The following is a 25,237-nucleotide window of genomic DNA, read 5'->3' on the forward strand; positions in this document are numbered from 1 at the left end:
CGAGCAATAGTCTCCACATATAAAAATACCGAGCTCTTGCGAGCTCGGTATCGGGTCAATCAGGGTTCAACACTCGATATCAGTGAACCCAGGTTTGAACATCCGTTGCGACCAGCAGCTGGACGTTACCATCGTTGAACACGTTGTAGCTCGCGCCATCGACTGTAGCAGTACCACCTGCGTGCCACTCGCCGCTCGCACCATTGATGTTGACCGTGTCGTTGTGGTCACCGTTGATGATCATCTGCACCGGTGCGGCTGCACCGTTGGCCACATCCACTTGAACGGCCTTGCCCAGTTCCGCTACCGACTGAGCGTCGACGGTCAGGGTGCTGGCCTTGCCGCCATCGGCTGCCAGATCAATGTTGCCCAGAGTATGAGCACCAATGGACTGCGGATCGAGCTTGGTCAGGTCGATGGACTGATCACCGTTTGCGTCAGTGCGGAACCACACGTCGGCAACGGTATGTGTCTGGCCATCGCTGGTTTCGAAAGTGCTCTGCAGACCCAACAGGTTGCCGTGGTTGAGTTCGGCAATCTTGGCAACATCGAGGTTGAACTGGGTGATGCCCAGATCTTTCAGGCTGTGCAGCTCGCCTTTCTCGCTGATGCCATCGTTGTTGGTATCGACCCACACCTGCAGCGCTGCAAAGAGTTGGTCAGCCCCGTTGACGACGCCGTCATGGTTGCTGTCCAGGCTCTTGAGTGCTTCGAAACCGTCTTTGGCCAACGAACCGTCCGCCAGGCGGAAGGCACTGCCGAACAGCTCGGAACCGTTGTTGATCTGACCGTCGCCGTTCAGGTCGATGGAAAGCAGACCGTCGCCGCCAGCCGTCCAGCCAGTCGTTTCCTTATGGCCATCGGCATTCAGGTCGAACTTGGTGCCTGCCGACAGATGCGTGGTGTGCACGCCATCGCCATTGAGGTCCAGGACCAGCGGCGTGGACAGTGCCAGCGCATCGATCTGCGTAGCCGTCATCGCCTGAAGCTGCGATGAGGTGAAGGCATCGACCTGAGTCATGCTCAGGTGCGACAGCTGAGCCGTCGTCAGCGCAGCCGCTTGAGCAGTGGTCAAGGCCGCAACCTGCGCCGTGGTCAGTGCCGCAAAGTCTGCGGTTTCGATGGCCACAACCTGAGCGGTGGTCAAGGCCGCCACGTCTGCGGTGCCCAGCGCGACGATCTGAGTCGCTTTAAGCGCCACGATCTGAGCGGTGGTCAGCGCCGCCACTTGAGCGGTGGTCAAGGCAGCAACCTGAGCGGTGGTCAGCGCGCTGAAGTCAGCGGTTTCCATGGCCGCTACTTGCGTAGTGGTCAGCGCAGCGATTTGTGTCGGCTTCAACGCCACCACTTGAGCACTGCTCAGGGCAACGATGTGAGCCGTGGTCAGCGCAGCGACATCGGCGGTTTCCATCGCAGCGATCTGAGTCACTTTCAGGGCAGCCACTTGACCTGTGGTCAGCGCAGCGACCTGAGCGGTGGTCAGGGCAACGATGTCAGCGGTGGTCAGGGAGCCGATATCAGCGGTTTCCATGGCCGCCACTTGCGTGGTGGTCAGGGCAGCCACTTGAGCGGTGGTCAGCGATGCCGCTTGTGCCGTGGTCAGGGCCACGATCTGGGCTGTGGTCAACGCAGCGGCCTGAGCCGTGGTCAATGCAGCAACACCGGCAGTGGTCAGCGCAGCGATATCAGCGACTTCCATGGCCGCCACTTGCGTGGTGGTCAAGGCTGCGACTTGCGTCGGTTTCAGCGCTGCAACCTGAGCGGTGGTCAAGGCTACGACCTGAGCTGTGGTCAGCGCCGCAACATCAGCGGTTTCCAGCGCAGCGATCTGGGTGACTTTCAGCGCAGCCACTTGTGCGGTAGTCAGGGCAGCGACCTGAGCGGTGGTCAAGGCAACAACACCCGCCGTAGTCAGCGCACCGATATCGGCGGTTTCCATGGCCGCCACTTGCGTGGTGGTCAGGGCGGCAACCTGAGCCGTGGTCAGCGCAGCGACTTGAGCGGTGGTCAGCGCCACAACCTGAGCGGTGGTCAATGCAGCCGCCTGAGCGGTGGTCAGGGCAGCCACCGAAGTAACCGGCAGCGCAGCAACATCAGCCGTTTCCAGCGCGGCAACTTGAGCGGTGCTCAGCGCAGCGACCTGGGTGGTTTTCAGGGCAGCGACCTGAGCAGTCGTCAAGGCCACAACCTGAGCGGTGGTCAGAGCCGCCACTTCAGCGGTGGTCAGGGCAGCAACCTGCAGAGCCGTCAGACCCGGGATCTGGGTCACGGTCAGCGCAGCCACTTGAGCAGTGGTCAGGGCAGCGACAGCCGCCGTCGTCAGTGCAGCCAGATCAGCGTTTTGCAGCGCAGCGATCTGAGTGGTGGTCATCGCAGCCACTTGGGTCGGCTTGAGTGCAGCCGCCTGAGCGGTGGTCAGCGCCACGATCTGATCGGTGGTCAGGGCAGCAACGTCAGCGGTCTCCAGCGCAGCGATCTGGGTGACTTTCAGCGCAGCCACTTGTGCGGTGGTCAGGGCAGCGACCTGAGCCGTGGTCAAGGCCACAACACCGGCAGTGGTCAGGGAACCGATATCAGCGGTTTCCATGGCCGCCACTTGTGTGGTGGTCAGGGCAGCGACTTGCGCGGTCGTCAGCGCAGCGACTTGAGCGGTGGTCAGTGCCACAACCTGAGCGGTGGTCAATGCAGCCGCCTGAGCGGTGGTCAGGGCAGCAACCGAAGCAACCGGCAGCGCAGCCACGTCAGCAACTTCCAGAGCAGCGACCTGAGCCGTGGTCAACGCAGCAATTTGAGTCGGCTTCAGTGCAGCGACTTGAGCAGTTGTCAGCGCAACCACTTGAGCGGTGGTCAGTGCCGCGACATCAGCGGTTTCCAGCGCCGCGATCTGGGCGACTTTCAGCGCCGCAACCTGAGCAGTCGTCAGGGCAGCGACCTGAGCGGTGGTCAGAGCCACAACACCGGCAGTGGTCAGCGCACCGATATCAGCGGTTTCCATGGCCGCCACTTGTGTGGTGGTCAGGGCAGCAACCTGTGCAGTGGTCAGCGCAGCGACTTGAGCAGTGGTCAGCGCAACCACTTGTGCGGTGGTCAACGCAGCCGCCTGAGCCGTAGTCAGGGCAGCAACCGAAGTAACCGGCAGCGCAGCGACATCAGCCGTTTCCAGCGCGGCAACTTGAGCGGTGCTCAGCGCAGCGATCTGGGTGGTTTTCAGGGCAGCGACCTGGGCGGTCGTCAAGGCCACAACCTGAGCGGTGGTCAAGGCCGCCACTTCAGCGGTGGTCAGCGCAGCGACTTGCAGAGCCGTCAGACCCGGGATCTGGGTGACGGTCAGCGCAGCCACTTGAGCAGTGGTCAGAGCAGCAACAGCCGCCGTCGTCAGGGCAGCCAGATCAGCGTTTTCCAGCGCAGCGATCTGAGTGGTGGTCATCGCCGCCACTTGGGTCGGCTTGAGTGCAGCCGCCTGAGCAGTGGTCAGCGCAACCACTTGAGCGGTGGTCAGTGCCGCGACATCAGCGGTTTCCAGCGCCGCGATCTGGGCGACTTTCAGGGCAGCGACCTGAGCAGTCGTCAGGGCAGCGACCTGAGCGGTGGTCAGTGCCACAACACCGGCGGTGGTCAGGGAACCGATATCAGCGGTTTCCATGGCTGCCACTTGTGTGGTGGTCAGGGCAGCCACTTGAGCGGTGGTCAGCGCGGCGACTTGAGCGGTGGTCAGTGCCACAACCTGAGCGGTGGTCAACGCAGCCGCCTGAGCGGTGGTCAGGGCAGCAATGGAGGCGACTGGCAGCGCAGCCACATCAGCGTTTTCCAGGGCAGCAACCTGAGTGGTGGTCAGGGCAGCAACCTGAGCCGGCTTCAGTGCAGCGACTTGAGCGGTCGTCAAAGCAACCACTTGAGCGGTCGTCAGCGCCGCCACTTCAGCAGTGGTCAGGGCTGCGACTTGCAGAGCCGTCAGACCCGGGATTTGAGTAACGGTCAGCGCAGCAACCTGAGCGGTAGTCAGGGCAGCGACAGCCGCCGTGGTCAGAGCAGCCAGATCAGCGTTTTGCAGCGCAGCGATCTGAGTGGTGGTCATCGCCGCCACTTGGGTCGGCTTGAGTGCCGCCACCTGAGCGGTGGTCAGCGCCACGACCTGGTCTGTTGTCAAGGCCGCAACGTCAGCGGTTTCCAGCGCAGCAACCTGGGCGACTTTCAGCGCAGCAACCTGAGCAGTCGTCAGGGCCGCGACCTGAGCGGTGGTCAGAGCCACAACACCGGCGGTGGTCAGGGAACCAATATCAGCGGTTTCCATGGCCGCCACTTGCGTGGTGGTCAGGGCAGCCACCTGGGCAGTGGTCAGCGCAGCGACTTGAGCCGTGGTCAGCGCCACAACCTGTGCGGTGGTCAAGGCAGCCGTCTGAGCGGTGGTCAGGGCAGCCACCGAAGCAACCGGCAGGGCGGCCACGTCAGCAACTTCCAGAGCAGCGACCTGAGCCGTGGTCAACGCAGCAATTTGAGTCGGCTTCAGGGCAGCGACTTGAGCGGTGGTCAGCGCAACCACTTGAGTGGTGGTCAGTGCCGCGACATCAGCGGTTTCCAGCGCCGCGATCTGGGCGACTTTCAGGGCAGCGACCTGAGCAGTCGTCAGGGCAGCGACCTGAGCGGTGGTCAAGGCCACAACACCGGCAGTGGTCAGCGCACCGATATCAGCGGTTTCCATGGCCGCCACTTGTGTGGTGGTCAGGGCAGCGACCTGCGCGGTCGTCAGCGCGGCGACTTGAGCAGTGGTCAGCGCAACCACTTGAGCGGTGGTCAACGCAGCCGCCTGAGCGGTGGTCAGGGCAGCAATGGAGGCGACTGGCAGCGCAGCCACATCAGCGTTTTCCAGGGCAGCAACCTGAGTAGTGGTCAGGGCAGCAATCTGAGCCGGTTTCAGTGCAGCAACCTGAGCGGTGGTCAGCGCAACCACTTGAGCGGTGGTCAGCGCCGCCACTTCAGCAGTAGTCAGGGCAGCGACTTGCAGAGCCGTCAGCCCCGGGATTTGAGTAACGGTCAGCGCAGCAACCTGAGCAGTAGTCAGGGCAGCGACAGCCGCCGTGGTCAGGGCAGCCAGATCGGCGTTTTGCAGCGCCGCGATCTGAGTGGTGGTCATCGCCGCCACTTGGGTCGGTTTGAGTGCTGCCACCTGAGCGGTGGTCAGCGCAACGACCTGGTCGGTGGTCAAGGCCGCAACGTCAGCGGTTTCCAGCGCCGCGATCTGGGCGACTTTCAGGGCAGCGACCTGAGCAGTCGTCAGGGCAGCGACTTGAGCGGTGGTCAAGGCCACAACACCGGCAGTGGTCAGCGCACCGATATCAGCGGTTTCCATGGCCGCCACTTGTGTGGTGGTCAGAGCAGCAACCTGTGCGGTCGTCAGCGCAGCCACTTGCGCAGTGGTCAGCGCAACAACTTGTGCGGTGGTCAACGCAGCCGCCTGAGCGGTGGTCAGGGCAGCCACCGAAGCAACCGGCAGCGCGGCCACGTCAGCAACTTCCAGAGCAGCGACCTGAGCCGTGGTCAACGCAGCAATTTGAGTCGGCTTCAGGGCAGCGACTTGAGCCGTGGTCAGCGCAACCACTTGGGCGGTCGTCAGTGCCGCGACATCAGCGGTTTCCAGCGCCGCGATCTGGGCGACTTTCAGGGCAGCGACTTGAGCGGTGGTCAGGGCAGCGACCTGTGCAGTCGTCAGCGCCACGATGCCAGCCGTGGTCAGGGAACCGATATCTGCAGTCTGCATCGCCGCCACTTGTGTGGTGGTCAGGGCAGCTACCTGCGCGGTGGTCAGCGCAGCGACTTGAGCGGTGGTCAGGGCCACAACCTGGTCAGTCGTCAACGCGACGGCCTGGGCAGTGGTCAGGGCGGCAATGGAGGCGACTGGCAGGGCAGCCACATCAGCGGTTTCCAGGGCAGCGACCTGGGCGGTGGTCAGGGCAGCAATCTGAGCCGGCTTCAGTGCAGCGACTTGAGCGGTCGTCAAAGCAACCACTTGAGCGGTCGTCAGCGCCGCCACTTCAGCGGTGGTCAAGGCGGCGACTTGCAGCGCGGTCAGGCCAGGGATCTGGGCAACGGTCAGCGCCGCCACCTGAGCGGTGGTCAGGGCAACAATGGAGGCCGTGGTCAAGGCAGCCAGGTCAGCGTTTTGCAGTGCAGCCACTTGCGTGGTGGTCAAGGCCGCCACTTGGGTCGGCTTCAGCGCAGCGGCCTGAGCGGTGGTCAGCGCCACGACCTGAGCAGTGGTCAGCGCAGCGACATCGGCGGTTTCCAGTGCAGCAATCTGAGTCACTTTCAGCGCAGCGACCTGGGCGGTGGTCAGTGCCGCGACCTGAGCCGTGGTCAGGGCCACAACGCCAGCCGTGGTCAGGGAACCGATATCAGCGGTTTCCATGGCCGCCACTTGTGTGGTGGTCAGGGCAGCGACCTGCGCGGTTGTCAGCGCAGCGACTTGAGCGGTGGTCAGTGCCACAACCTGGGCGGTGGTCAACGCAGCCGCCTGAGCGGTGGTCAGGGCAGCAAGAGAGGCGACCGGCAAGGCGGCAACGTCAGCAACTTCCAGAGCAGCGACCTGAGCAGTGGTCAGTGCAGCAATCTGGGTGGTTTTCAGGGCAGCGACCTGGGCGGTCGTCAAGGCCACGACCTGGTCGGTCGTCAGCGCCGGCAATTGTGTGTTCGAAAGAACGGCAATGTTGGCCTTGGTGATGACTGCAATCTGGGCGGTCGTCAGGGCCACGGCTTGGGCCGTGCTCAGTGCGGCGATATCGGCAGTTTCCAACCCGGCTATGGTTGCGGTGCTCAAGGCGGCAATTTGCGCGGTGGTCAACGAAGAAATAAAACTCATATACGCGTCCTGTTTAAGGTCATTAACCGCGCTGCCAGCGATGTCGCCGTAGCCTAGGGAGTAGGGATTGGTAGCCCACGTGTCATCGTTAGCGACCGAGCCCACTGAAACATTAAGAACCAATTGTGGTGGCTTTTTGATACATGCAGCTTTTTAGTTATAAAAAAGTCCATCTTTATAGGCCTATCCCTAGCTTTTGATATCATATAGCCAGTCATATACTTTTTATGTGACTTTTTTATGCATTTTGATGAGCGGTTAATGCCCACCTCATAACCTTGACCAGACCCGGACTCTTCACCTAGTGTGCTTTGAACCTTCCATAGGTCGGCCACACACGTTGTCGGCCATCCGGAACAAGCCATCCCCCCTCCCTGCACTTCAGCGCGAGGGCCTTGATCGAGTAATTGATTGTGAAAACCTTCCTGCATGTAGGTTGCGGTCCAAAAAGCCAAAGCGGTACGACCAAGGGCTTTGCTTCTTCTGCGCAGTGGAAGGAGCTGCGTTTCGATATCGATGAAAGCGTGAACCCGGACATCGTCGGCACCATGACGGACATGTCCAGGGTTGCGGACGCGTCGGTGGATGCGCTGTTTTCCAGTCACAACATCGAGCACCTGTACCCGCATGAAGTGCCTGTCGCACTGGCCGAGTTCAAGCGCGTGCTCAAGCCGGGCGGCTTCGTGGTGATCACGTGCCCGGACCTGCAGTCAGTGTGTGCCCTGGTCGCAGAGGACAAACTGACCGACGAGGCTTATCTATCGCCGGCTGGCCCTATCGCGCCTATCGACATCCTGTACGGCCATCGTCCCGCAATGGCCAACGGCAACGTTTTCATGGCTCACCGTTGCGGTTTTACCAAGAAAGTCCTGACCGGCAGCCTGCAGGCGGCGGGTTTCGACATGGTGTTGCCTATCCAGCGTGCGCACCCGGCTTATGACCTGTGGGCCATTGCCGCTCTGGCTCCGATTACCGAACAACAGGTCGTGGAAATCGCCAACGAGCACTTTCCTTCCTGATCCTCGCTGACGGAATTTCCTGACCCGTCACACGGCCGTTAAAGACGAGCGAACACGCCCTCGCTCGTCGCCTCTCCTCAAGCGTATTCAACTATCAATTTCGGCAATGATGAGTACCACTCGCATTGACTTCTTAATAAAATCCAGCGGCGTAGCATGACCTCCATACCGAACTGATCCCCACAACTTCGATCTGGAGCAATAACCATGAACACTTCAAAACTGATTGTTGGCCTGGCTTTTTCTGTATTGGCTTCCAGCGCTTTTGCCCTTCCAACGGCTGAAAACCATGCACCGCTGACTCACTCCGTCATTGCGGCTGACGGTGCTGATCGCGTCGGTGCAAACCGTGTCGCGGCTGATGGTGCCGATCGCGTCGGTGCTAACCGTGTTGCGGCTGATGGTGCTGATCGTGTCGGTGCAAACCGTGTCGCGGCTGATGGCGCTGATCGTGTCGGTGCAAACCGTGTCGCGGCTGATGGTGCCGATCGTGTCGGTGCTAACCGTGTTGCGGCTGATGGTGCCGATCGCGTCGGTGCAAACCGTCTGGGATAAAACCTGATGCTCTCATTGCCAGGCCCGGTATTCGCCGGGCCTGATGGTTGAAGACTGAATGCATAACAAGCGTCTCTTTTCTTAATACCCTTTTATTGTCACCTTACACTCTGCGTACATGCGTACCCGGTATCTCATCGTAAGAACAGCGACGAATGGACACGGGGTTAACGACTACGGGTTTACCGCCAGGTGAGTGCTGAAAAAGTTCGCGACGCCCCGGCACTTCATACCGCAATGAATAATAAGATCAGCCCTGATCGCCATGAGTGTCATGAAAAAAACCACAGGCGGCTATCAACGTTTCAAGGTGTGCTTAATTCCCGGTCTTCTGTGACAGCCGCTCGACATATTCAGCCACAGCAATGTGGTCAGCCTTTCTTTTTCCCGCGTCGAGAAAGGCCCGAAAGTCATCGCCCACCAACAACTGGTCAATGTGCTGTCGAATCCGCTTCTGCATCGAATATGGGACACTCGATGCCGGATGGTGTATCTCGTAGGCGCTTTCGAGCACCTCGACCAATCGAGTACGAAATTTCTCCAGCCCCCGTCCGCTGACGACCCGTTTGTAGGTGGACAGGAAAAAGGTCTCACCGCGCCCAGGACCACGGCTGGTGACATAGGCCACTGCGCAAAGTCCCACGCCGCTTCGCTTGCGCCAGTGCACCGCCGTCTGCTCATTGAGCTGAAGCACATCTTCGCGACGCCAGGCATGGCCACTGTGAATCAGGTGAATGATGGCCGCATCCAGCGCACGGCGAGTGCCGCCAAAGCGCAGGTCCGTGAAACGGGCATACACCTGAACGGTTTTGTTTTTCAGGACCCGCACGATCCAGACACGACCTCTGGCCTCACGGGTAATACCGCGTGGAACGCTATAGGTGACAGCATCGACAGTCTTGTCGTAACACCTGAGTGCTGAAATATCGATTTCAGACGGTGTGCTCATGAGCTTATTCAACGTGAGAAGTTTAAACAGTCACGCTGGAAAGTCGATAATGCGTTACAGCAACGTTATCCTGGCGTGGTCATAGACAGGGAAACTGTTTCATCTGCGGTACATATAGGACGGTTCGAAAGACGTATTCTTTTTACTTCTGGACCTGCACGATCAACTGTACTTAACTGTAGCGCATCAGCAGTGACGGACATTGATACTCTTATAGTCAGGCCCCTGTCATGACGACGAATACCCCTTCAGACGCCGTGAACATCGCTGTTGTCATTCCTTGTTTTAACGTCACCCACCATATACTCGATGTCATCGCAGGTATCGGCAAAGACGTATGCCGGGTCTACGTCGTGGATGATTGTTGCCCGCAAGGCTCCGGCAAGACGGTACAGCGCGAATGCCGTGACGCGCGGGTGGTGGTGCTGTTCAACGCCGTGAATCTGGGCGTGGGAGGTGCCGTCATGGCCGGGTACAACGCGGCGGTGGCCGACGGCATGGACATCATCGTCAAAGTGGACGGCGACGGACAGATGGACCCGGCCCTTATTCCTGCCTTTGTCGCCCCCATCAAAACCGGCGAAGCGGATTACACCAAAGGCAATCGCTTCTTCAACCTTGAACACATCAGTGGCATGCCGCGGCTACGTATCTTCGGCAATGCGACACTTTCATTGCTGAACAAACTGTCCTCCGGGTATTGGGACCTGTTCGACCCGACCAATGGCTACACCGCCATTCATCGCGACGTCGCCCGGCAACTGCCGATGGGCAAGATCAGTGCGCGTTATTTCTTTGAGACTGACATGCTGTTTCGTCTGGGAACGCTGCGCGCGGTGGTGGTGGATATCCCGATGCAGGCTCACTACGGCACCGAAATCAGCAACCTCAAAGTGTCCAGGATTTTGGGCGAGTTCATGGGCAAACACGTACGTAATCTGTTCAAGCGTCTGTTCTACAACTACTACCTGCGCGACATGTCCCTGGCGTCCTTCGAATTACCGCTGGGTCTGTTGATGCTGACGTTTGGAGGCGTGTTCGGTGTGGTTCACTGGGCGCATGCCTGGCAGACCGGGGTTGCCAATTCGGCGGGCACTGTCATGGTCTCGGCACTGCCCATTCTGGTGGGTATCCAGCTGATTCTGGCGTTCATCGGCCATGACGTGCAGGCGGTCCCCAGACGCCCCATCCATCTTCAGAACAAGTACCTGAACAGTGGCTGCTGACCGGACGGTTTGCCTGGTAGCACTTGCCTGTTTGCGAATGCCGATCGGCATCGTGATCATCGCCTACTCATGAATGCACAGAGCCCACGCGCGAGGACGAGCCTTTGATCAAGCTCATCATCCTGATCGCCTTGCTGGGGTTGGCGATCAGCTTCGCTCGCACGGCCTGGCTGGCTCAGACGATCAGCACCCGGCTTAAGCTCCAACTGAGCGAACCCACCGTGTTCAGTGCCTGCGTGCTGTGTGTGTTTCTGTTATTCGTTGCGCTGGGCCTGACCGGATCGTCATTGAATCTGGGGCTGCGCAGCACCCCGTTCGTGGAGGCCGATATGTCACGCGTCTGGGGCCACGAACGCCCGATACGCAGCGACGAATGGCTGGTCCTGACGCCCATGGCCATTGCGCAGTACAACCATGAACCGCGCTATCCGGTGATCAACACGTCACTGGGCCTGGACGGCCAGAACATGCTGGTCGTCGGCATGGCTGGCGTGCCGGTGGCGCACCTGTCGGCACTGGCTAAACCTGCGACGTGGGGGTTCTTTGTCTTCGACCTGAAAAGGGCGCTCGCCTGGTACTGGTGGTTTCCGGTATTCGGCTGTTTTCTGGCCCTGGCGCACGTGCTGAACACGCTGACTCCGGGCCGCTGGCGACAGAGTTTTCTGTTCGCCCTGTTGTTCGTCGCCGCGCCTTATGTCGTGGCCTGGTCGTTCTGGCCGGCTTACGCCGTGTTCTTTCCGTGCGTAGCCTTACTGTGTCTGCTGAAGATCCTGCGCTCACGCAAAATCCGCGTGCTGTTGCCTCTGGGTGTGCTCGCAGGGCTTGCGATTGCGGGGTTTGTCCTGCTGCTGTATCCACCCTGGCAGGTGTCAGTGGGCTATGTGTTCATGGCGCTGCTGGCAGGTCTGGTGCTGCGTGACCGGTTATACCAAGGCATCAGGCTCGAACCGATTCTGGCGACCCTGCTTGCCGTGCTGGTCGCAGGCAGTGTGCTCAGCAGTTGGTGGCTGAGCGCGCAAGACGCTGTGCACGCCATGATGGGCACGGTTTACCCGGGGCAACGCCACATCGAGACCGGTGGCAATGTCCCCTGGCACATGCTGTTCAAGGGCTACACCAACCTCACGGCGTTGTCATACGCCGAAAATACGACCGTCAATCAAAGCGAGATAGCGTCGTTCCATTACTACCTGCTGCCCCTGGCCTGCCTGATGTTGATACGCGCCAGACAGCGCATGCTGACCGCTCTGGAGGTCAGTCTGGCGGTCATGACAGGCCTGATCCTGCTCTACATGCTGATTGGCATCGCAAACACGCTGTCGACCTATTCGCTGTGGTCATACGTGACCGCAAAACGGGCTGATCTGGCACTGGGGCTGGCCAGCCTGATACTGACGCACCTGATGATCGATGGCAGGCGACCGACGTCCTTCGGACACGAAAGCCAGACCTTCGTCGCGTGGACCACGGCGCTGATCTGGGCAGCGCTGATGTACGAAGGCTTGCAGGCATTCGAGGCGCCCGTTCTGTCACGTCTCGGCACGTCGATCACACTGGGCCTGGTGCTGGTGGTCATTGCCAGCAGTTATGTTCTGCTCACCCGGCAAACCGCGGCTTTTCTCGGACTGAATCTGGGCTTGTCGCTGGCTGCAACACTGGGCTTTCACCCTGTATCGATTGCACCTGCGCGGGTGAGCGCCAGCCTGAGCGAGCCTGCCCTACCCGTTCTGACGCTCGGTTCGCAGATACCGGCGATGATCCTCGCGGCGTCGGGTCGACAGGTCGTTAATGGTGTTTTTTATTACCCGCAACCCACGTTGTGGAAAATACTGGACCCTGAGGGTCTGCAGGCTGAACGCTACAACCGTTATCAACACCTGATTTTTCTCAGTCGACCATACGTCAGCGACCTGCAGATCGAGGTGCCTCAGGCTGATGTGGTCAACGTACTCGTCAATCCTCAACATCTGGATTTCCACCGAACCGGTGCCGGACTCATTGCGGCACCCGACAGCGATGCCCCATTGCTCACTCTCAACCCTGCCTTGGCGTTGCAACACAGCGAAAAAGGCTGGTCCTGGTTCAGGGTAAAGCCCGCGCCCTGACCCGCTTAGTCCTCCACACGCGGCGGCCAGGCAAGGCCGAAGTCCAGGTGATCCAGCGTCAGGTTCGGGTTATAGGCATAGTCGTCTCTGATAGACGGCCAGCGCAGGGCCATGTAAGCCACCTCCCCGTTGAAACGGTTTTGTTTTTCCGGTGAGTCTTCAATACCACGGGTAGCCGATTCGTAGTGATACAGCTGTGCGTAGGGTGTCCAGACATTGACGTAGCCCGCCTCCTGAACGCGCAAACAGAAATCCACATCGTTGAAGGCGATTTTCAGGTTGACCTCATCCAGCCCGCCCACCTGCTCGAATACCGTTTTTTTAATCACCAGACACGCCGCCGTCACGGCAGAGAACTCCTGAATCAGCATCGCACGGCCAAAGTAACCGTGTTCGCCTCGGGGCAGAAACTTGTGCGCATGGTTGGCGATACCACCAATGCCCAGAATGACGCCGCCATGCTGCAAACGGCCATCGGGAAACCACAGCCGTGCCCCCACGGCACCGACGTCGGGTTGCAGGGCAAGCGAGACCATTTCGTCCAGCCAGTCGGGAGAAATGACTTCGATATCGTTGTTGATCAGCCCTATCAGTTGACCACGCGCCTGACTGACTGCGCGATTGTTCAAGGCTGAGTAATTGAAGGGTCCGTCGTCCCTGAGTACGTGAATATCGGGCTGCTGATCGATCTGCGCGAAATACGCCAGCGATTGGGCTTCGTCGGAGCCGTTATCGATCACGATGATTTCGTAGTGCGGGTAGCGGGTCAGGCGCTCGATGCTGTCGATGCATTGTTTGAGCAGCGCCCAGGCATTACGTGTCGGGATGATCAGGCTCACCAGAGGTCTGGGCTCAGGCAACGCGTAATGCACCCGGTACATGCCGAACGGCAACAATTGAGCCTCGCCCTGACGCCCGCTGCGCTGCAGATGGTCGTTCAGTGCCTTGATGGCCGCATGAGCGGCATACGGCTTTTCCTGCACGGCCACAGAGGTGCTTCCGGCATGAATACGCCAGTGGTACAGCACGCGCGGGATATGAATAATGTGCGAGGGGCTCAGCTTCTCGGTGCAACGCAAGGCCAGGTCATAGTCCTGAGAGCCTTCGAACCCCACCCGGAAACGGCCCACCTCTTCGACCAGATCACGCCGATAGACCCCAAGGTGGGAAATCATGTTCTGCGAACGAAACAGATAGGCATTCCAGTCGGACTTGAAGTAAGGATCGCTGCGGCGTCCCTGCTGGTCGATCTTGTCTTCGTCCGAATAGATCACAGCGGCGTCCGGGTGCCGAGCGAGGGTCTGCGCCACCCAGTACAAGGCGTGTTCCGGCAGCAGATCATCGTGATCCATCAGCGCGATATAACGCCCACGCGCCAGCTCGAGCGCCGAGTTGCTGGCTGCCGAAATATGACCGTTCTCGCTGCGTAACAGCACCCTTACCTGCGCATGCTGGCGCTGGACGCTTTTGAGATATTCGCGCACGGCCGGATTGCCCGAGGCGTCGTCGGCGATACACAACTCCCAGTGCGGATACAGCTGATGGAGAACGCTGTCGATGGCCTCGCGCAGCAGATCCAGCGGCGGATCGAAAACCGGCATGATGATCGAAATCAGCGGTGGATCGTCCCACCCTTCCATGTCGTGGATCATGGCCTGCCGGTCACTGTCACCGAGCGTGTCGTAAAGCTTGATCCAGGCCGCGTAATCGTGACGGTCAGGCCCCGCGTTTTCAGGCGCTGCACCCTGTTCAACGCGTGCACGGCCGACACCATTGAACCAGCGCAAGCGCTCTATCAGGCCACGCACCCCGTGCTCTCGCAATACAGTGGCCACACGCTGCGTGCTGGCCTTGAACCCTCCGCCGCGGCGAATCAGTGCCGGCAGGCGTCGAGAGGCCTTTGCCAGGCGATGTGTAGTCAGCACCGTATGCCGCAACGGCGCTGCAAGCCTGCGGCTATACGAGCCTTCGAGTTCGTGGATACGCAGGTTCAAATGATGAATATGGGTGTCCTTCTCCACTTGCAGGTGGAGCATGGCACTTTGCAGTTGCTTGATCAGTTCGTCGCGCTCGCGTGCGTCGTGGCCGCTCTCCTGAAACAGGCGCTCGACCGTCTGGAGGGTGCCTGCCTCGCCCTCAATGACGTGCTTTTCGATCAGTTGGGTGGCGTTGTCCAGTTGATTGACCCGAAGCATCAGCGTCTGGATCTGCTCGGACAAGGGTTGAACGGCCGTGCGCAACGACGCCTCGTGTTGCTCGCTCCAGTTCAGGCCCTGGCTGATGCGGCGTGCGATGATTTCATCGGTGTACAGCACCAGATCCAGCGTCAGGACCAGATCGCGAATGTCATGGCGTTGCGAAAGGTCGATGGGCAGTTGCAGATAAGGGTCGTCGTTGAGGCTGACGAACAGGATGGAAGACCCGGTTTTCTCGACCTCCTGCAGCCCTGACACCCAAGGCAGTGCGGCGGTATGGCCGTCCCACTGCCAGATCACGGTGTCGTTTTTGACGATGCGCAGGTTGTCCAGCGAGAACGTCATACGCCGGTCAACCGGGTCGAGTCTGAGCAGACGTGGCGACGTCTGGACCGTGCTCAGCGAGAACTGCAGGTGTTGATGACCGGGCAGCACCTCAAGGCTCAGGGCGGCTTCTTCCTTGAAGCTTCCGGCCTCATCGCTGTAATACAGCCGGGCCTGGCGTCTGGGTGCGGTCGGCGACACCCGTTGATTGATGATCCGGTCGGCTTCCCAGTTCAAAAAATGACTGGCCTCGGTACCGGTCACGAAGGCCTGAAAATACGCTTCTTTTTCAATGAAACCGTCCAGTTGCGCAGGCGTGATTTCAAACCCTGCGTGCAGCAGCGTTTCAGTAACGAATTGCCTGCGTGTCAACGGCATCACGCTGGTGCAGAACGGTATGGCGCTGGCGATCAAGAGCAACAGTGAGCGGACCAGCAGGTGCCCCAGTTCAACGCCGCTGGCAGCCTCCCATTCGACATCGATCAGCGCTGGACGGCCTTGAGCATCGAGCAAGACATTTTGCGGCACAGCATCGATAAATATCCCCGGCAGGCGCTCGTCGAGACGCTCCAGCGCCAGCTCATGCCCGTGCTCGACCAGCAAGTCTGTCAGGGCAAGCCGATAACGGGCCACAAACTGACTGAACTGCCGGATTGTCCAGTTGGGCGTGCTGGCGATGTCGAGAAACTGCTGGCTGAGCACCTGGCCCTGTCGATAAGGGTCGACACGCGACAGCACGTGGCGAAAGTCCTTGTGTGGATAGGCCTCGGCGCGCAGTGGCTCATGCCGCACCTCGATCTCGTCCGCGGTTTCGATGAACAGGGTCTGCTTGCAGTAGCCGGGCTTTCGGCTGACGTTGTAATGAGCGGCCAGCAGGTTGGGCATCACCACCGGCGTCAATGAACAGGACGCGGCAATCAAAAAGGAATTGGCCAGCTCCATGCCTAGCCCGTTGTCGAGCACCACCGGCCAGGCGCGCTGCAGGTTAAACAGCGTGGCCCTTGGCAACTGCGGATCCTTGCGCACGTTCTGCCACAGCAACGCGGCGGCGTCGAAGCCTGGGTGCTCGAAACCACGCGGGGTGACAATGGAGTTGGGCAGTTTGTAATCGGGGGCAGGAAACAGAAATTCCGAGCGACTGAAACCGGCCTGTTCGAGCAGGTCCGTCAGCCGTTTACGTCCGAAGGTCTGTGGGCCGTCTGCCCGATAACGTCCTTCCACACCAGCCATTGGCGTGCCCAGATGGTCTTCGGGTGCGCCGGCGAAATATTTCAGGCCCAGCTGGTTCTCGATGGCCAGCAGCAAGACACCGTCCGGTGCCAGCAGCTCGCGCACCCTGACCAACATGTTCAGGGCGGGATCATCGCCCTGATTGAACAGGCTGGCGTACTCCAGCACGCCGATCAGGGTGATGACCTCAAACCGCCGGGGCGACTTGAACAGCTCGAAGCGCTCGGCCACGACCGTAACGTTGTCCAGATCCCGGGTCCGGCTGGCTGCAATGCGTGCGCGGCGCACACTGCCTTCAAGGCTCAGGACCGTGGCACCGCACTCGCCCAGGTAGCGACTGATCGCACCACAACCGGCGCCGATTTCCAGCACATGCCCCGTCAGGCAATGCTCAAAAGGGCGCAGCAGATTGCCCCGCGCGCGTCCCAGATGGTAAAGCGAAACCCAGTCTGTGCAGTGCTGGCCCAGTTCGGCTGACAGCACACTCAGGTCCTGGGCCTGGCGCACGATGTTGGCCAGGCGCTCTTCGCTTTCATCGCCATCGCTGTAGGCCAGCCCTTCGTACCCCGGCCGCGTCCACACGCCTGTGCGCCGGTCCAGACGATACCCGCTCTGTTCAAGATGGCTCATGGTGCTGTTCCTGATCAAAATCCATGGTGACGGCCAGATCGACCAGCCCGAACAGCGTGGGGGTCGCGGCAACGACGAAGTGAATGGCGTCGTAACGACGATCGTGCGGCACGACCTCTTCGCCCTCGCGAGAGGCGACGCCCAGAGAAATGAAGTAATCGCCTGCGGCCAGACGATTCCTGAAGCTCAGGCACGCCTTGAGCTGCGAACCCGGCGCAAAAAACTGCCGGCCAGCCGCGCAGTCCTGCAGCCAGGAGTTGGTGCCGTAGACCGTGACGCCTTCCTTGGTCTTGACCGTGAACCCCAACACCGGATGACTGACCAGCCGATTGAAGCGGATCGCGACATGCAGCACGACCTCGGCCCCTGGTTCGATGCTGGGTGGAAAGGGATGCCCTTGAGCGGTGAGGTGAAAGTCCATCAGGCTCGCCGCACCGTCGCCCCAGCGGTATTCGTGGCGATTGAAGCCGGGCCGCGAACCGAAGGCATCGTGGGCAAAACTCAGCACCGGTTCTTGCGTGCGCGGGTCGGCTGATGACGCGACAGCCGGGTCTGTCGAGGCTATGGACGCCTGCGCAGTGTCACGGTTTCGACCAAACAGAATGTCCATGTAGCGATTGACGACGGCGCGCGGGTCGCCGCTCATCTCCACACGTCCGCCTTCCAGCAGAATGGCCCGGTTGCAATGGGTGACCACCTGTTCGCTGGCATGGGTGACCAGCAGGATGCTCGCGCCGTTCTGCTTGAGCTGCCGCAATCGCTCGAAGCACTTGGCCTGAAACTTCGCATCGCCGACCGACAGGGCTTCATCGACGATCAGAATCTGCGGGTCGACCTGCGCCTGCACGGCGAATGCCAAGCGCACGACCATGCCGCTGGAGTAGTTCTTGACCGGCTGATCGATGAAGTCGCCGATGTCGGCAAACCCTGCAATGGCGCTGAAGCGTTGATCGACTTCTTCGCGGTCCAGGCCCAGCACCGAGGCGTTGAGGTAGACGTTCTCCCGGCCCGTGAACTCGGGATTGAAACCCGACCCCAACTCCAGCAACGCCGCGACACGGCCCTGGGTCTGCACCGAGCCGCCGGAAGGCCGCACGGTGCCGCAGATGATTTGCAGCAGGGTCGATTTGCCTGAACCGTTGCGCCCCACAATACCGACGGTTTCGCCACGCCGGATCTCGAAGTCGATGTTGCGCAGCGCCCAGAACGCCTGCCCGTATGCCTGGCTCGGCATCCCCAGGCGGCGCTGCAGCCTGGGCACGAGTGAATGCAGCAGCCGGTCCACGGGCCGGGCATAGGTGTAATAGCATTTGGAAATATCACGCACGCTGATGGCGATTTCGTCAGAGGACATCGGCAAACCCCTTGCGGGCTTTCTGGAAGAAGGCAAAGCCCGCCATGGCGATGACACAGGCGATCAGCATCGCCAGGGCCAGGCTTTGCCAGTCAGGCCAACGCCCGAACAAGAGCACGTTGCGGCTTTCTTCGATGATGTACGTCAGCGGGTTGAGCCTCAGCCAGGGCTGGTAAGCAGGCGGCAAGGCGGCCACCGGATACAGAACCGGCGAAAGAAACAGCAGGACAGTGGTCAGTACGCCAATGACCTGGCCCACATCGCGCAGGTAAACGCCCAACGCAGCCAGCAGCCAGCTGAACCCCAGGGTCGCGATGGCCAGCGGCAGCAGCACCAGGGGAAGCAGCAACGCTGTCCAGTACAGCGTGTGGGTCAGCACGAACTGCGCCAGCAGCAGCACAATCAGGCTGGTGCCGGTATGAAAAAGCGCCGACCCCAATGTCACGACCGACAGCACTTCCAACGGAAACAGCACTTTCTTCACGTAGTTGCCGTTGCTCATGATCAACGACGGCGAGCGGTTCGCACACTCGGCAAACAGCCCATGCACAATCATCCCCACGAACAGCAGAATGGCAAAGCCGCCCTTGCTCGTGTCCTGTCCGGCCCAGCGGGCCTGGAACACTTCGGAAAACACAAAGGTGTACACCGCCAGCATCAGCAGCGGATTGAAGAACGACCAGGCAATGCCGATCACCGAACCGCGATAACGGCCGATGACCTCGCGCCGGGTCAGGGTGCTGATCAATTGTCTGTGACGCCAGAGGCTGCGCAGCAGATCCAGAGGACCGGCAGCCGGCGCTAGATGAGCGCTCAACATGATGGCTCCAGCGTATGAGGCAAGCGTTGGAAAGCGGGGGGTCAGTTGCCAGGGACATGGCTACCGCACCTGAGACGGGCTCACAGGCGAAAACACAACGAAGGGCTCAAGGCGTCGCGAAAGCACTCGCACATGGCAGGTTGCCAGAGGCTTTGTGCACAACAGTGTGGCAGTCAATCCGCAGGACAGAGGCGTTTGGCGATGGGTGGTTGCGGGTGTTTCAGCGGGTTTACGAAACGCCGTGCCTCGGTCACTGACACAGCGATTTTTTGCAGTCGCCACAGGATCGAGAGAGGGGACTTGGTCTGCGCGGCAATCCGACGATGAACGATCGCACGATGTTTCTGATAGACCGTGCCGACGTCATCGCCGGCACGCCGCCTCCCACAAATCCGTGTTTTCTACAAAAAGCGGTTTCTTCAGCGAGCTACGTTTCGACCGTGGACATCACGCCTGCGGCGGCTGCCCGTTGGACGCCGACAGACCGCCGTCCACGGGCAGATTGACGCCGGTCACGAAGCGCGCATCGTCGCTGGCCAGGAAGGCGATGACGTCGCCGATGTCTTCAGGCTCGGCAGGACGCCCCAGCGCAATGCGCTCCTTGAACCTGGCCATCAGCGCCTCGTTATCCATCATGTCTTGCGTCAGCTCACTGCGCGTCAACGACGGACACACGGCATTGACGCGCACGCCGTCAGCGCCATGATCCATGGCCAGCGCGCGGGTGAAGTTGGTAATTGCACCTTTGGCCGCATTGTAGAAACTCATGCCCCAGTCGCCGCCAAGGCCTGAGACAGACGACACGTTGACGATATTGCCCTTGCTGGCAATCAGCGCGGGCATGGCGCTGCGGGTGCAATAGAACACGCCGTCCAGGTCCACCGACATCAGCGCTTTCCAGTCCTGCACGTCGAGTTCGGTGACCTTGCCGGATTTCACGATACCGGCGTTATTGACCAGCACGTCCAGACGGCCGAAATGGCTGGCCACTTCCTTGAACAACGCCTCCACATCGCTCAGGTCAGCCACGTCGGTGGCCCTGACCAGATGCCCCTCGCCGTGCAACTGCGCGTGCACGCGGGTCAATTTGTCTTCGTTGCGACCAACCAGCACAACGCTGGCACCTTCCCGGGCAAAACGCTTGGCCGTGGCTTCGCCGATACCGGAACCGGCACCTGTGACCACAACGACTTTTTGGGTGAAACGATTCATTCGACAGGCTCCAAAAAAGTGAATACGTGACGGGTGGACTGTGAGGCCCCCGGCCGCGTTCACTCTTCTTCGCATACGGCCCCTGCAAGCACCCTGAAGCGCTCAAACCTTCGACTAACCGCTCGTTGACAAACCCCGCACACCCTGTAAATAATCGCCGCGGTTGTACGACAACCTATGACACCAAAACAATAAAAAAAGCCGGAGCCCAACCCATGAAGACTCGCGTCTGCACGCTCGCTCTCCCTTGCGCTACCCCCTGGATCACCGTCGCCGCGGCAGGGTCCGATCCTTTCGCTGCACCCCAGGACACTCGTGTTTTATAGATTTCGCTGATTGCCAGCGAACGGTACCCGGCTGTCTTTCAGTCGGGGCCATGCCTGGAAACAGGCATCACATAATCCTCGACGGTGTCGGTCATTGCCTGTGCATGGCCAGGAAGAGGGGACGGTTTCGTTAACAAGGGAGCACAACAATAATGACATCTCACACCACCCGCTCACGCCTTCTGCTGGGCGTTGGCAGCATGACGCTGCTCTGCCCGATGCTCGGCATGGCCGAAGGCTTCGTGGACGACACGAAGGCCACGCTGACGCTGCGTAACGCCTACTTCAACCGCAACTTCACCAACCCTGCGTTTCCCAGCAGTGCGGCACCGCAAAGCAAGGCCGAAGAGTGGACGCAAAGCTTCATTCTCGACGCCAAGTCGGGCTTCACCCAGGGCACAGTCGGGTTTGGTGTCGACGTGCTGGGGCTGTACTCGATCAAGCTCGACGGCGGACGCGGTACGGGTGGCACTCAACTGCTGCCGATCCACAGCGACGGCCGTCCGGCGGATGATTTCGGGCGTCTGGGCGTAGCGGGCAAGGCACGTTTCTCCAAGACCGAAGTCAAGGTCGGCGAGTGGATGCCGGTGCTGCCGATCCTGCGCTCCGATGACGGCCGTTCGCTGCCGCAGACCTTCCGCGGCGGGCAGATCACGTCCAAGGAATTTGACGGCCTGACGCTCTACGGCGGCCAGTTCCGCGGCAACAGCCCGCGCAACGACGCCAGCATGGAAGACATGTCGATGAACGGCCGTGGCGCCTTCACATCCGACCGCTTCAACTTTGGCGGCGGCGAATACGTCTTCAATGACAAGCGCACACAGGTCGGCGTCTGGTACTCGGAACTGCAAGACATCTACCAGCAGCAGTTCTTCAATGTCCTGCACAGCCAGCCGCTCGGTGACTGGACCCTGGGCGCCAACCTGGGCTACTTCATCGGCAAGGAAGACGGCAGCAAACTGGCGGGCGATCTGGACAACAAGACCGCCTACGCACTGCTTTCAGCCCGCTACGGCGGCAGCACGTTCTACGTCGGCCTGCAGAAACTCAGCGGCGATAGCGCCTGGATGCGGGTCAACGGCACCAGCGGCGGCACACTGGCCAACGACAGTTACAACGCCAGCTACGACAACGCCAGGGAAAAGTCCTGGCAGCTGCGTCACGACTACAATTTCGCCGTACTGGGCGTGCCTGGCCTGACCCTGATGAACCGCTACATCAGCGGCGACAACGTACACACCGGCAACATCACAGACGGCAAAGAGTGGGGGCGCGAGTCCGAACTGGCTTACACCCTGCAAAGCGGGACGTTCAAAAACCTGAACATCAAATGGCGCAACGCAAGTATTCGCCGTGATTTCAGCACCAACGAATTCGATGAAAACCGTATTTTCATCAGCTATCCGCTTTCGTTGCTCTGACGAATCGGGCCGGTCCGCTCCACTGAAGGGGACCGGCCCTGTGCAGTCGTCTAAGCGCAGCTTGCAGAGCGGCCATTTTATACCTTGGCCGCGTTGACAAGCCGCGCATGGGGTGCTGATAATCCGGTAAGTCATACGACAACAGATGACAAAAAATAACAATCAGGAAACGTCCTCATGGCATCGGCTCACACCACGCAAAATCCCTTCAATCGCCTCCTGCTGACAGGTGCGGCAGGCGGCCTGGGCAAGGTGTTGCGCGAAACGCTGCGCCCTTACGCACATATCATCCGGCTGTCCGACATAGCCGACATGGCGCCCGCCACCGGCAGCCATGAAGAAGTCCAGCTCTGCGACCTCTCCGACAAGAACGCGGTACACCGCCTGGTCGAAGGCGTGGATGCCATCCTGCATTTCGGTGGTGTATCCGTCGAACGGCCATTCGAGGAAATCCTCGGCGCCAATATCTGCGGTGTGTTCCACATCTACGAAGCCGCCCGTCGGCATGGCGTGAAGCGCGTGATCTTCGCCAGCTCCAACCATGTGATCGGGTTCTACACGCAGGACGAAACCATCGACGCACATTGCCCGCGCCGTCCGGACAGCTACTACGGCCTGTCCAAATCCTACGGCGAGGACATGGCCAGCTTCTACTTTGATCGCTACGGCATCGAAACCGTCAGCATCCGCATCGGCTCCTCGTTCCCCGAACCGCAAAACCGTCGAATGATGAGCACATGGCTCAGCTTCGACGACCTGACTCAACTGCTCGAACGCGCCCTGTACACGCCCAATGTCGGCCACACCGTGGTGTACGGCGTGTCGGATAACAAAACCGTTTGGTGGGACAACCGCCTGGCCAGTCATCTGGGCTATACGCCCAAGGACAGCTCGGAGGTCTTTCGCGACAAGGTCGACGCTCAGCCGATGCCGGCAGCCAACGACCCGGCGATGGTCTATCAGGGCGGCGCCTTTGTCGCTTCCGGGCCGTTCGGCGACGAGTAAACATCGCTCATCCACCACCTGAACAGCCTGGAGACGCAAGCCGTATGGACGCCGAACTGATTCTAGATGCGCAAAACGCTACCGGCGAAAGTCCCGTCTGGAGCGCGCGTGATCAGGCGCTCTACTGGGTCGATATTCCGGCAGGCCGCCTGCATCGCTGGAACCTGAGCGATGGCAGTACGCGCCACTGGCAAGCCCCGCAGATGCTGGCCTGTATCGCGGCTGATGGTCAGGGTGGCTGGCTCGCCGGAATGGAAAGCGGCCTGTTCCACCTGCAGCCCCATGAAGATGGCAGCCTGATCAGCACGCCACGGGTCGACGTTCAACACGCACAGACCGGCATGCGCTTCAATGATGGTCGTTGCGACCGTCAGGGGCGCTTCTGGGCGGGCACGATGCTGATGGACATGAACGCCGGTGCAGCGGTGGGTGCCCTGTATCGCTACAGCGCCGGGCAGCCCACGCTTGAGCCGGTGCTCAAAGCGCTCATTGTGCCCAACGGCCTGGCGTTCAGCCCGGATGGCAGGACGATGTACCTGTCCGATTCACACCCCAGCGTGCAGAAGATCTGGGCTTTCGATTACGACACTGACAGCGGCACCCCACACAACCGCCGCCTGTTCGTGGACATGAACCACCACCTGGGCCGCCCGGATGGTGCCGCCATCGATGCCGAGGGCTGCTACTGGATCTGCGGCAACGATGCCGGCCTGATCCATCGTTTCACCCCACAAGGCAAGCTCGACCGCTCGCTGGTCGTGCCCGTGAAAAAACCCGCCATGTGTGCCTTTGGCGGCCCGAACCTGGACACCCTGTTCGTCACATCAATCCGCCCCGGTGGCGACCTGAGCGATCAACCACTCGCCGGTGGTGTGTTCGCCCTGCGGCCCGGCGTCAAAGGCCTGGAGGAGCCGGTTTTCCGGGACTGACACAACAGCACTGAACCCAATAGCACCGACCAAAAACAAGAAAATCGGAGATATCCATGGACTTCAAACGCACACTCCTCATCGCTGCACTTCCTCTGGCGTTTTGCATGACAGGCACGGCGCAGGCAGAAATAAAGATCAAGTTCGCCGAAGTTCACCCTGCCGGCTACCCGCCGGTGGTGGCAGAGCAGAACATGGGCAAAAAGCTGCAAGAGCAAACCAAGGACGAGATCACCTTCAAGATGTTCGCCGGTGGCGTGCTGGGCTCGGAGAAGGAGGTCGTCGAGCAGGTGCAGTCCGGTGCCATCCAGATGACCCGCGTCAGCCTCGGCATCGTTGGCCCGGTGGTACCGGACGTCAATGCGTTCAATCTGCCGTTCGTGTTCCGTGACCAGGCGCACATGCGCACCATCATCGATGGCGAAATCGGTCAGGAGATGCTCGACAAGATCACCAACTCCAACTTCAACATGGTCGCTCTGGCCTGGATGGACGGTGGTACACGCAACCTGTACACCAAGAAGCCGGTACGCAACATCGCCGACCTCAAGGGCATGAAGATTCGCGTCCAGGGCAACCCGGTGTTCATCGACACCATCAACGACATGGGCGGCAACGGCATCGCCATGGCCACCGGTGAGATTTTCAGCGCCTTGCAGACCGGCGTGATCGACGGCGCGGAAAACAATCCACCGACCTACTTTCAGCACAACCACTATCAGAACGCCAAGTTCTACACCATGACCGAGCATTTGATCCTGCCGGAACCGGTGGTGATGTCGAAGACCACCTGGACCAAGCTGACCCCGGATCAGCAGACCCTGGTGAAAAAACTGGCGCGTGACGCGCAGATGGAAGAGCGCGCGCTGTGGGACAAGGCATCGGCCGCTGACGAGGCCAAACTCAAGGCCGCAGGCGTGGAGTTCATCACCCTGACGTCTGAGCAGAAGAAAGCCTTCTACGACGCGACTCAAGCGGTTCGTGACAAATACGGCGCGCCTTACAAGGACCTGATCAGCCGCATCGAAGCGGTCAAGACCGATCCTGCGCTGATGGCAAAAGCCCAAGCTGCCCAATAAGACAG

Annotated in this window: 14 protein-coding genes; 8 read left to right on the forward strand and 6 right to left on the reverse strand. The window is 60.3% G+C overall.

The features are described from left to right. Window positions 1-79 precede the first annotated feature (79 nt). Window positions 80-6,853, reverse strand: a complete 6,774-nt coding sequence (locus H8S56_RS17910; protein WP_187519365.1) for a heme utilization protein — start codon at window positions 6,851-6,853, stop codon at window positions 80-82. A 413-nt stretch (window positions 6,854-7,266) separates the two neighbouring features. Between H8S56_RS17910 and H8S56_RS17915 the strand changes: the two genes are divergently transcribed. Further along, window positions 7,267-7,872 carry a class I SAM-dependent methyltransferase gene (locus H8S56_RS17915; protein WP_024686760.1) on the forward strand — a complete coding sequence of 202 codons (606 nt, stop codon included), beginning with the start codon at window positions 7,267-7,269 and terminating at the stop codon, window positions 7,870-7,872. 207 nt (window positions 7,873-8,079) lie between these two features. Further along, the gene (locus tag H8S56_RS17920; RefSeq protein ID WP_187519366.1) at window positions 8,080-8,427 is read left to right on the forward strand and encodes a hypothetical protein; all 348 of its coding nucleotides are present in this window, start codon (window positions 8,080-8,082) and stop codon (window positions 8,425-8,427) included. Between the two features lie 316 nt (window positions 8,428-8,743). Here H8S56_RS17920 and H8S56_RS17925 read toward each other — a convergent pair whose 3' ends face one another. Continuing rightward, window positions 8,744-9,376: a hypothetical protein gene (locus tag H8S56_RS17925; protein ID WP_024686762.1), complete on the reverse strand. Its 633-nt coding sequence runs from the start codon at window positions 9,374-9,376 to the stop codon at window positions 8,744-8,746. A gap of 230 nt (window positions 9,377-9,606) precedes the next feature. Between H8S56_RS17925 and H8S56_RS17930 the strand changes: the two genes are divergently transcribed. Then, the gene (locus tag H8S56_RS17930) at window positions 9,607-10,602 is read left to right on the forward strand and encodes a glycosyltransferase family 2 protein (RefSeq protein ID WP_187519367.1); all 996 of its coding nucleotides are present in this window, start codon (window positions 9,607-9,609) and stop codon (window positions 10,600-10,602) included. 104 nt (window positions 10,603-10,706) lie between these two features. Continuing rightward, window positions 10,707-12,707, forward strand: coding sequence for a DUF7657 domain-containing protein (locus H8S56_RS17935; protein ID WP_187519368.1), 2,001 nt, complete (start codon window positions 10,707-10,709; stop codon window positions 12,705-12,707). 5 nt (window positions 12,708-12,712) lie between these two features. Here the strand turns inward: H8S56_RS17935 and H8S56_RS17940 are convergent, their stop codons facing one another. The 4 genes from H8S56_RS17940 to H8S56_RS17955 form a co-directional block, all read right to left on the reverse strand. Beyond that, window positions 12,713-17,086 (reverse strand): glycosyltransferase, encoded by a 4,374-nt coding sequence (locus H8S56_RS17940; protein ID WP_187519369.1) that lies wholly within the window; start codon window positions 17,084-17,086, stop codon window positions 12,713-12,715. Continuing rightward, window positions 17,073-18,440: an ABC transporter ATP-binding protein gene (locus H8S56_RS17945; protein ID WP_187519370.1), complete on the reverse strand. Its 1,368-nt coding sequence runs from the start codon at window positions 18,438-18,440 to the stop codon at window positions 17,073-17,075. Before H8S56_RS17945 ends, H8S56_RS17940 begins: the two co-directional genes overlap by 14 nt. Then, a complete protein-coding gene (locus H8S56_RS17950; protein WP_408003830.1) occupies window positions 18,430-19,260 on the reverse strand; it encodes an ABC transporter permease in 831 nt (276 codons plus the stop codon). The genes H8S56_RS17945 and H8S56_RS17950 overlap by 11 nt, the downstream gene beginning before the upstream one ends. 447 nt (window positions 19,261-19,707) lie before the next feature. Further along, a complete protein-coding gene (locus H8S56_RS17955; protein ID WP_187519371.1) occupies window positions 19,708-20,472 on the reverse strand; it encodes an SDR family NAD(P)-dependent oxidoreductase in 765 nt (254 codons plus the stop codon). 478 nt (window positions 20,473-20,950) lie between these two features. On the opposite strand from H8S56_RS17955, the gene H8S56_RS17960 reads away from it, so the two are divergent. From H8S56_RS17960 to H8S56_RS17975, 4 genes are all read left to right on the forward strand, one after another. Beyond that, window positions 20,951-22,219 (forward strand): OprD family porin, encoded by a 1,269-nt coding sequence (locus tag H8S56_RS17960; RefSeq protein ID WP_024686770.1) that lies wholly within the window; start codon window positions 20,951-20,953, stop codon window positions 22,217-22,219. A gap of 177 nt (window positions 22,220-22,396) precedes the next feature. After that, complete coding sequence (locus H8S56_RS17965; RefSeq protein ID WP_024686771.1) at window positions 22,397-23,224, forward strand: NAD-dependent epimerase/dehydratase family protein; 828 nt, start codon at window positions 22,397-22,399, stop codon at window positions 23,222-23,224. Window positions 23,225-23,268: 44 nt separating this feature from the next. Then, complete coding sequence (locus H8S56_RS17970; protein ID WP_187519372.1) at window positions 23,269-24,153, forward strand: glucurono-1,5-lactonase; 885 nt, start codon at window positions 23,269-23,271, stop codon at window positions 24,151-24,153. Between the two features lie 56 nt (window positions 24,154-24,209). Continuing rightward, window positions 24,210-25,232 (forward strand): TRAP transporter substrate-binding protein, encoded by a 1,023-nt coding sequence (locus H8S56_RS17975; protein ID WP_024695906.1) that lies wholly within the window; start codon window positions 24,210-24,212, stop codon window positions 25,230-25,232. Window positions 25,233-25,237: the final 5 nt, after the last annotated feature.

This window comes from Pseudomonas triticifolii (assembly GCF_014358015.1).
In the GTDB taxonomy this organism is placed as follows: Bacteria; Pseudomonadota; Gammaproteobacteria; order Pseudomonadales; family Pseudomonadaceae; genus Aquipseudomonas; species Aquipseudomonas triticifolii.

Bases quoted from the DNA above. Each gene is read 5' to 3' on its own strand.
- H8S56_RS17910 (WP_187519365.1), bottom strand. From the start codon at position 6,853: ATGAGTTTTATTTCTTCGTTGACCACCGCGCAAATTGCCGCCTTGAGC.
- H8S56_RS17920 (WP_187519366.1), top strand. From the start codon at position 8,080: ATGAACACTTCAAAACTGATTGTTGGCCTGGCTTTTTCTGTATTGGCT.
- H8S56_RS17925 (WP_024686762.1), bottom strand. From the start codon at position 9,376: ATGAGCACACCGTCTGAAATCGATATTTCAGCACTCAGGTGTTACGAC.
- H8S56_RS17930 (WP_187519367.1), top strand. From the start codon at position 9,607: ATGACGACGAATACCCCTTCAGACGCCGTGAACATCGCTGTTGTCATT.
- H8S56_RS17940 (WP_187519369.1), bottom strand. From the start codon at position 17,086: ATGAGCCATCTTGAACAGAGCGGGTATCGTCTGGACCGGCGCACAGGC.
- H8S56_RS17945 (WP_187519370.1), bottom strand. From the start codon at position 18,440: ATGTCCTCTGACGAAATCGCCATCAGCGTGCGTGATATTTCCAAATGC.
- H8S56_RS17950 (WP_408003830.1), bottom strand. From the start codon at position 19,260: ATGTTGAGCGCTCATCTAGCGCCGGCTGCCGGTCCTCTGGATCTGCTG.
- H8S56_RS17955 (WP_187519371.1), bottom strand. From the start codon at position 20,472: ATGAATCGTTTCACCCAAAAAGTCGTTGTGGTCACAGGTGCCGGTTCC.
- H8S56_RS17960 (WP_024686770.1), top strand. From the start codon at position 20,951: ATGACATCTCACACCACCCGCTCACGCCTTCTGCTGGGCGTTGGCAGC.
- H8S56_RS17965 (WP_024686771.1), top strand. From the start codon at position 22,397: ATGGCATCGGCTCACACCACGCAAAATCCCTTCAATCGCCTCCTGCTG.
- H8S56_RS17970 (WP_187519372.1), top strand. From the start codon at position 23,269: ATGGACGCCGAACTGATTCTAGATGCGCAAAACGCTACCGGCGAAAGT.
- H8S56_RS17975 (WP_024695906.1), top strand. From the start codon at position 24,210: ATGGACTTCAAACGCACACTCCTCATCGCTGCACTTCCTCTGGCGTTT.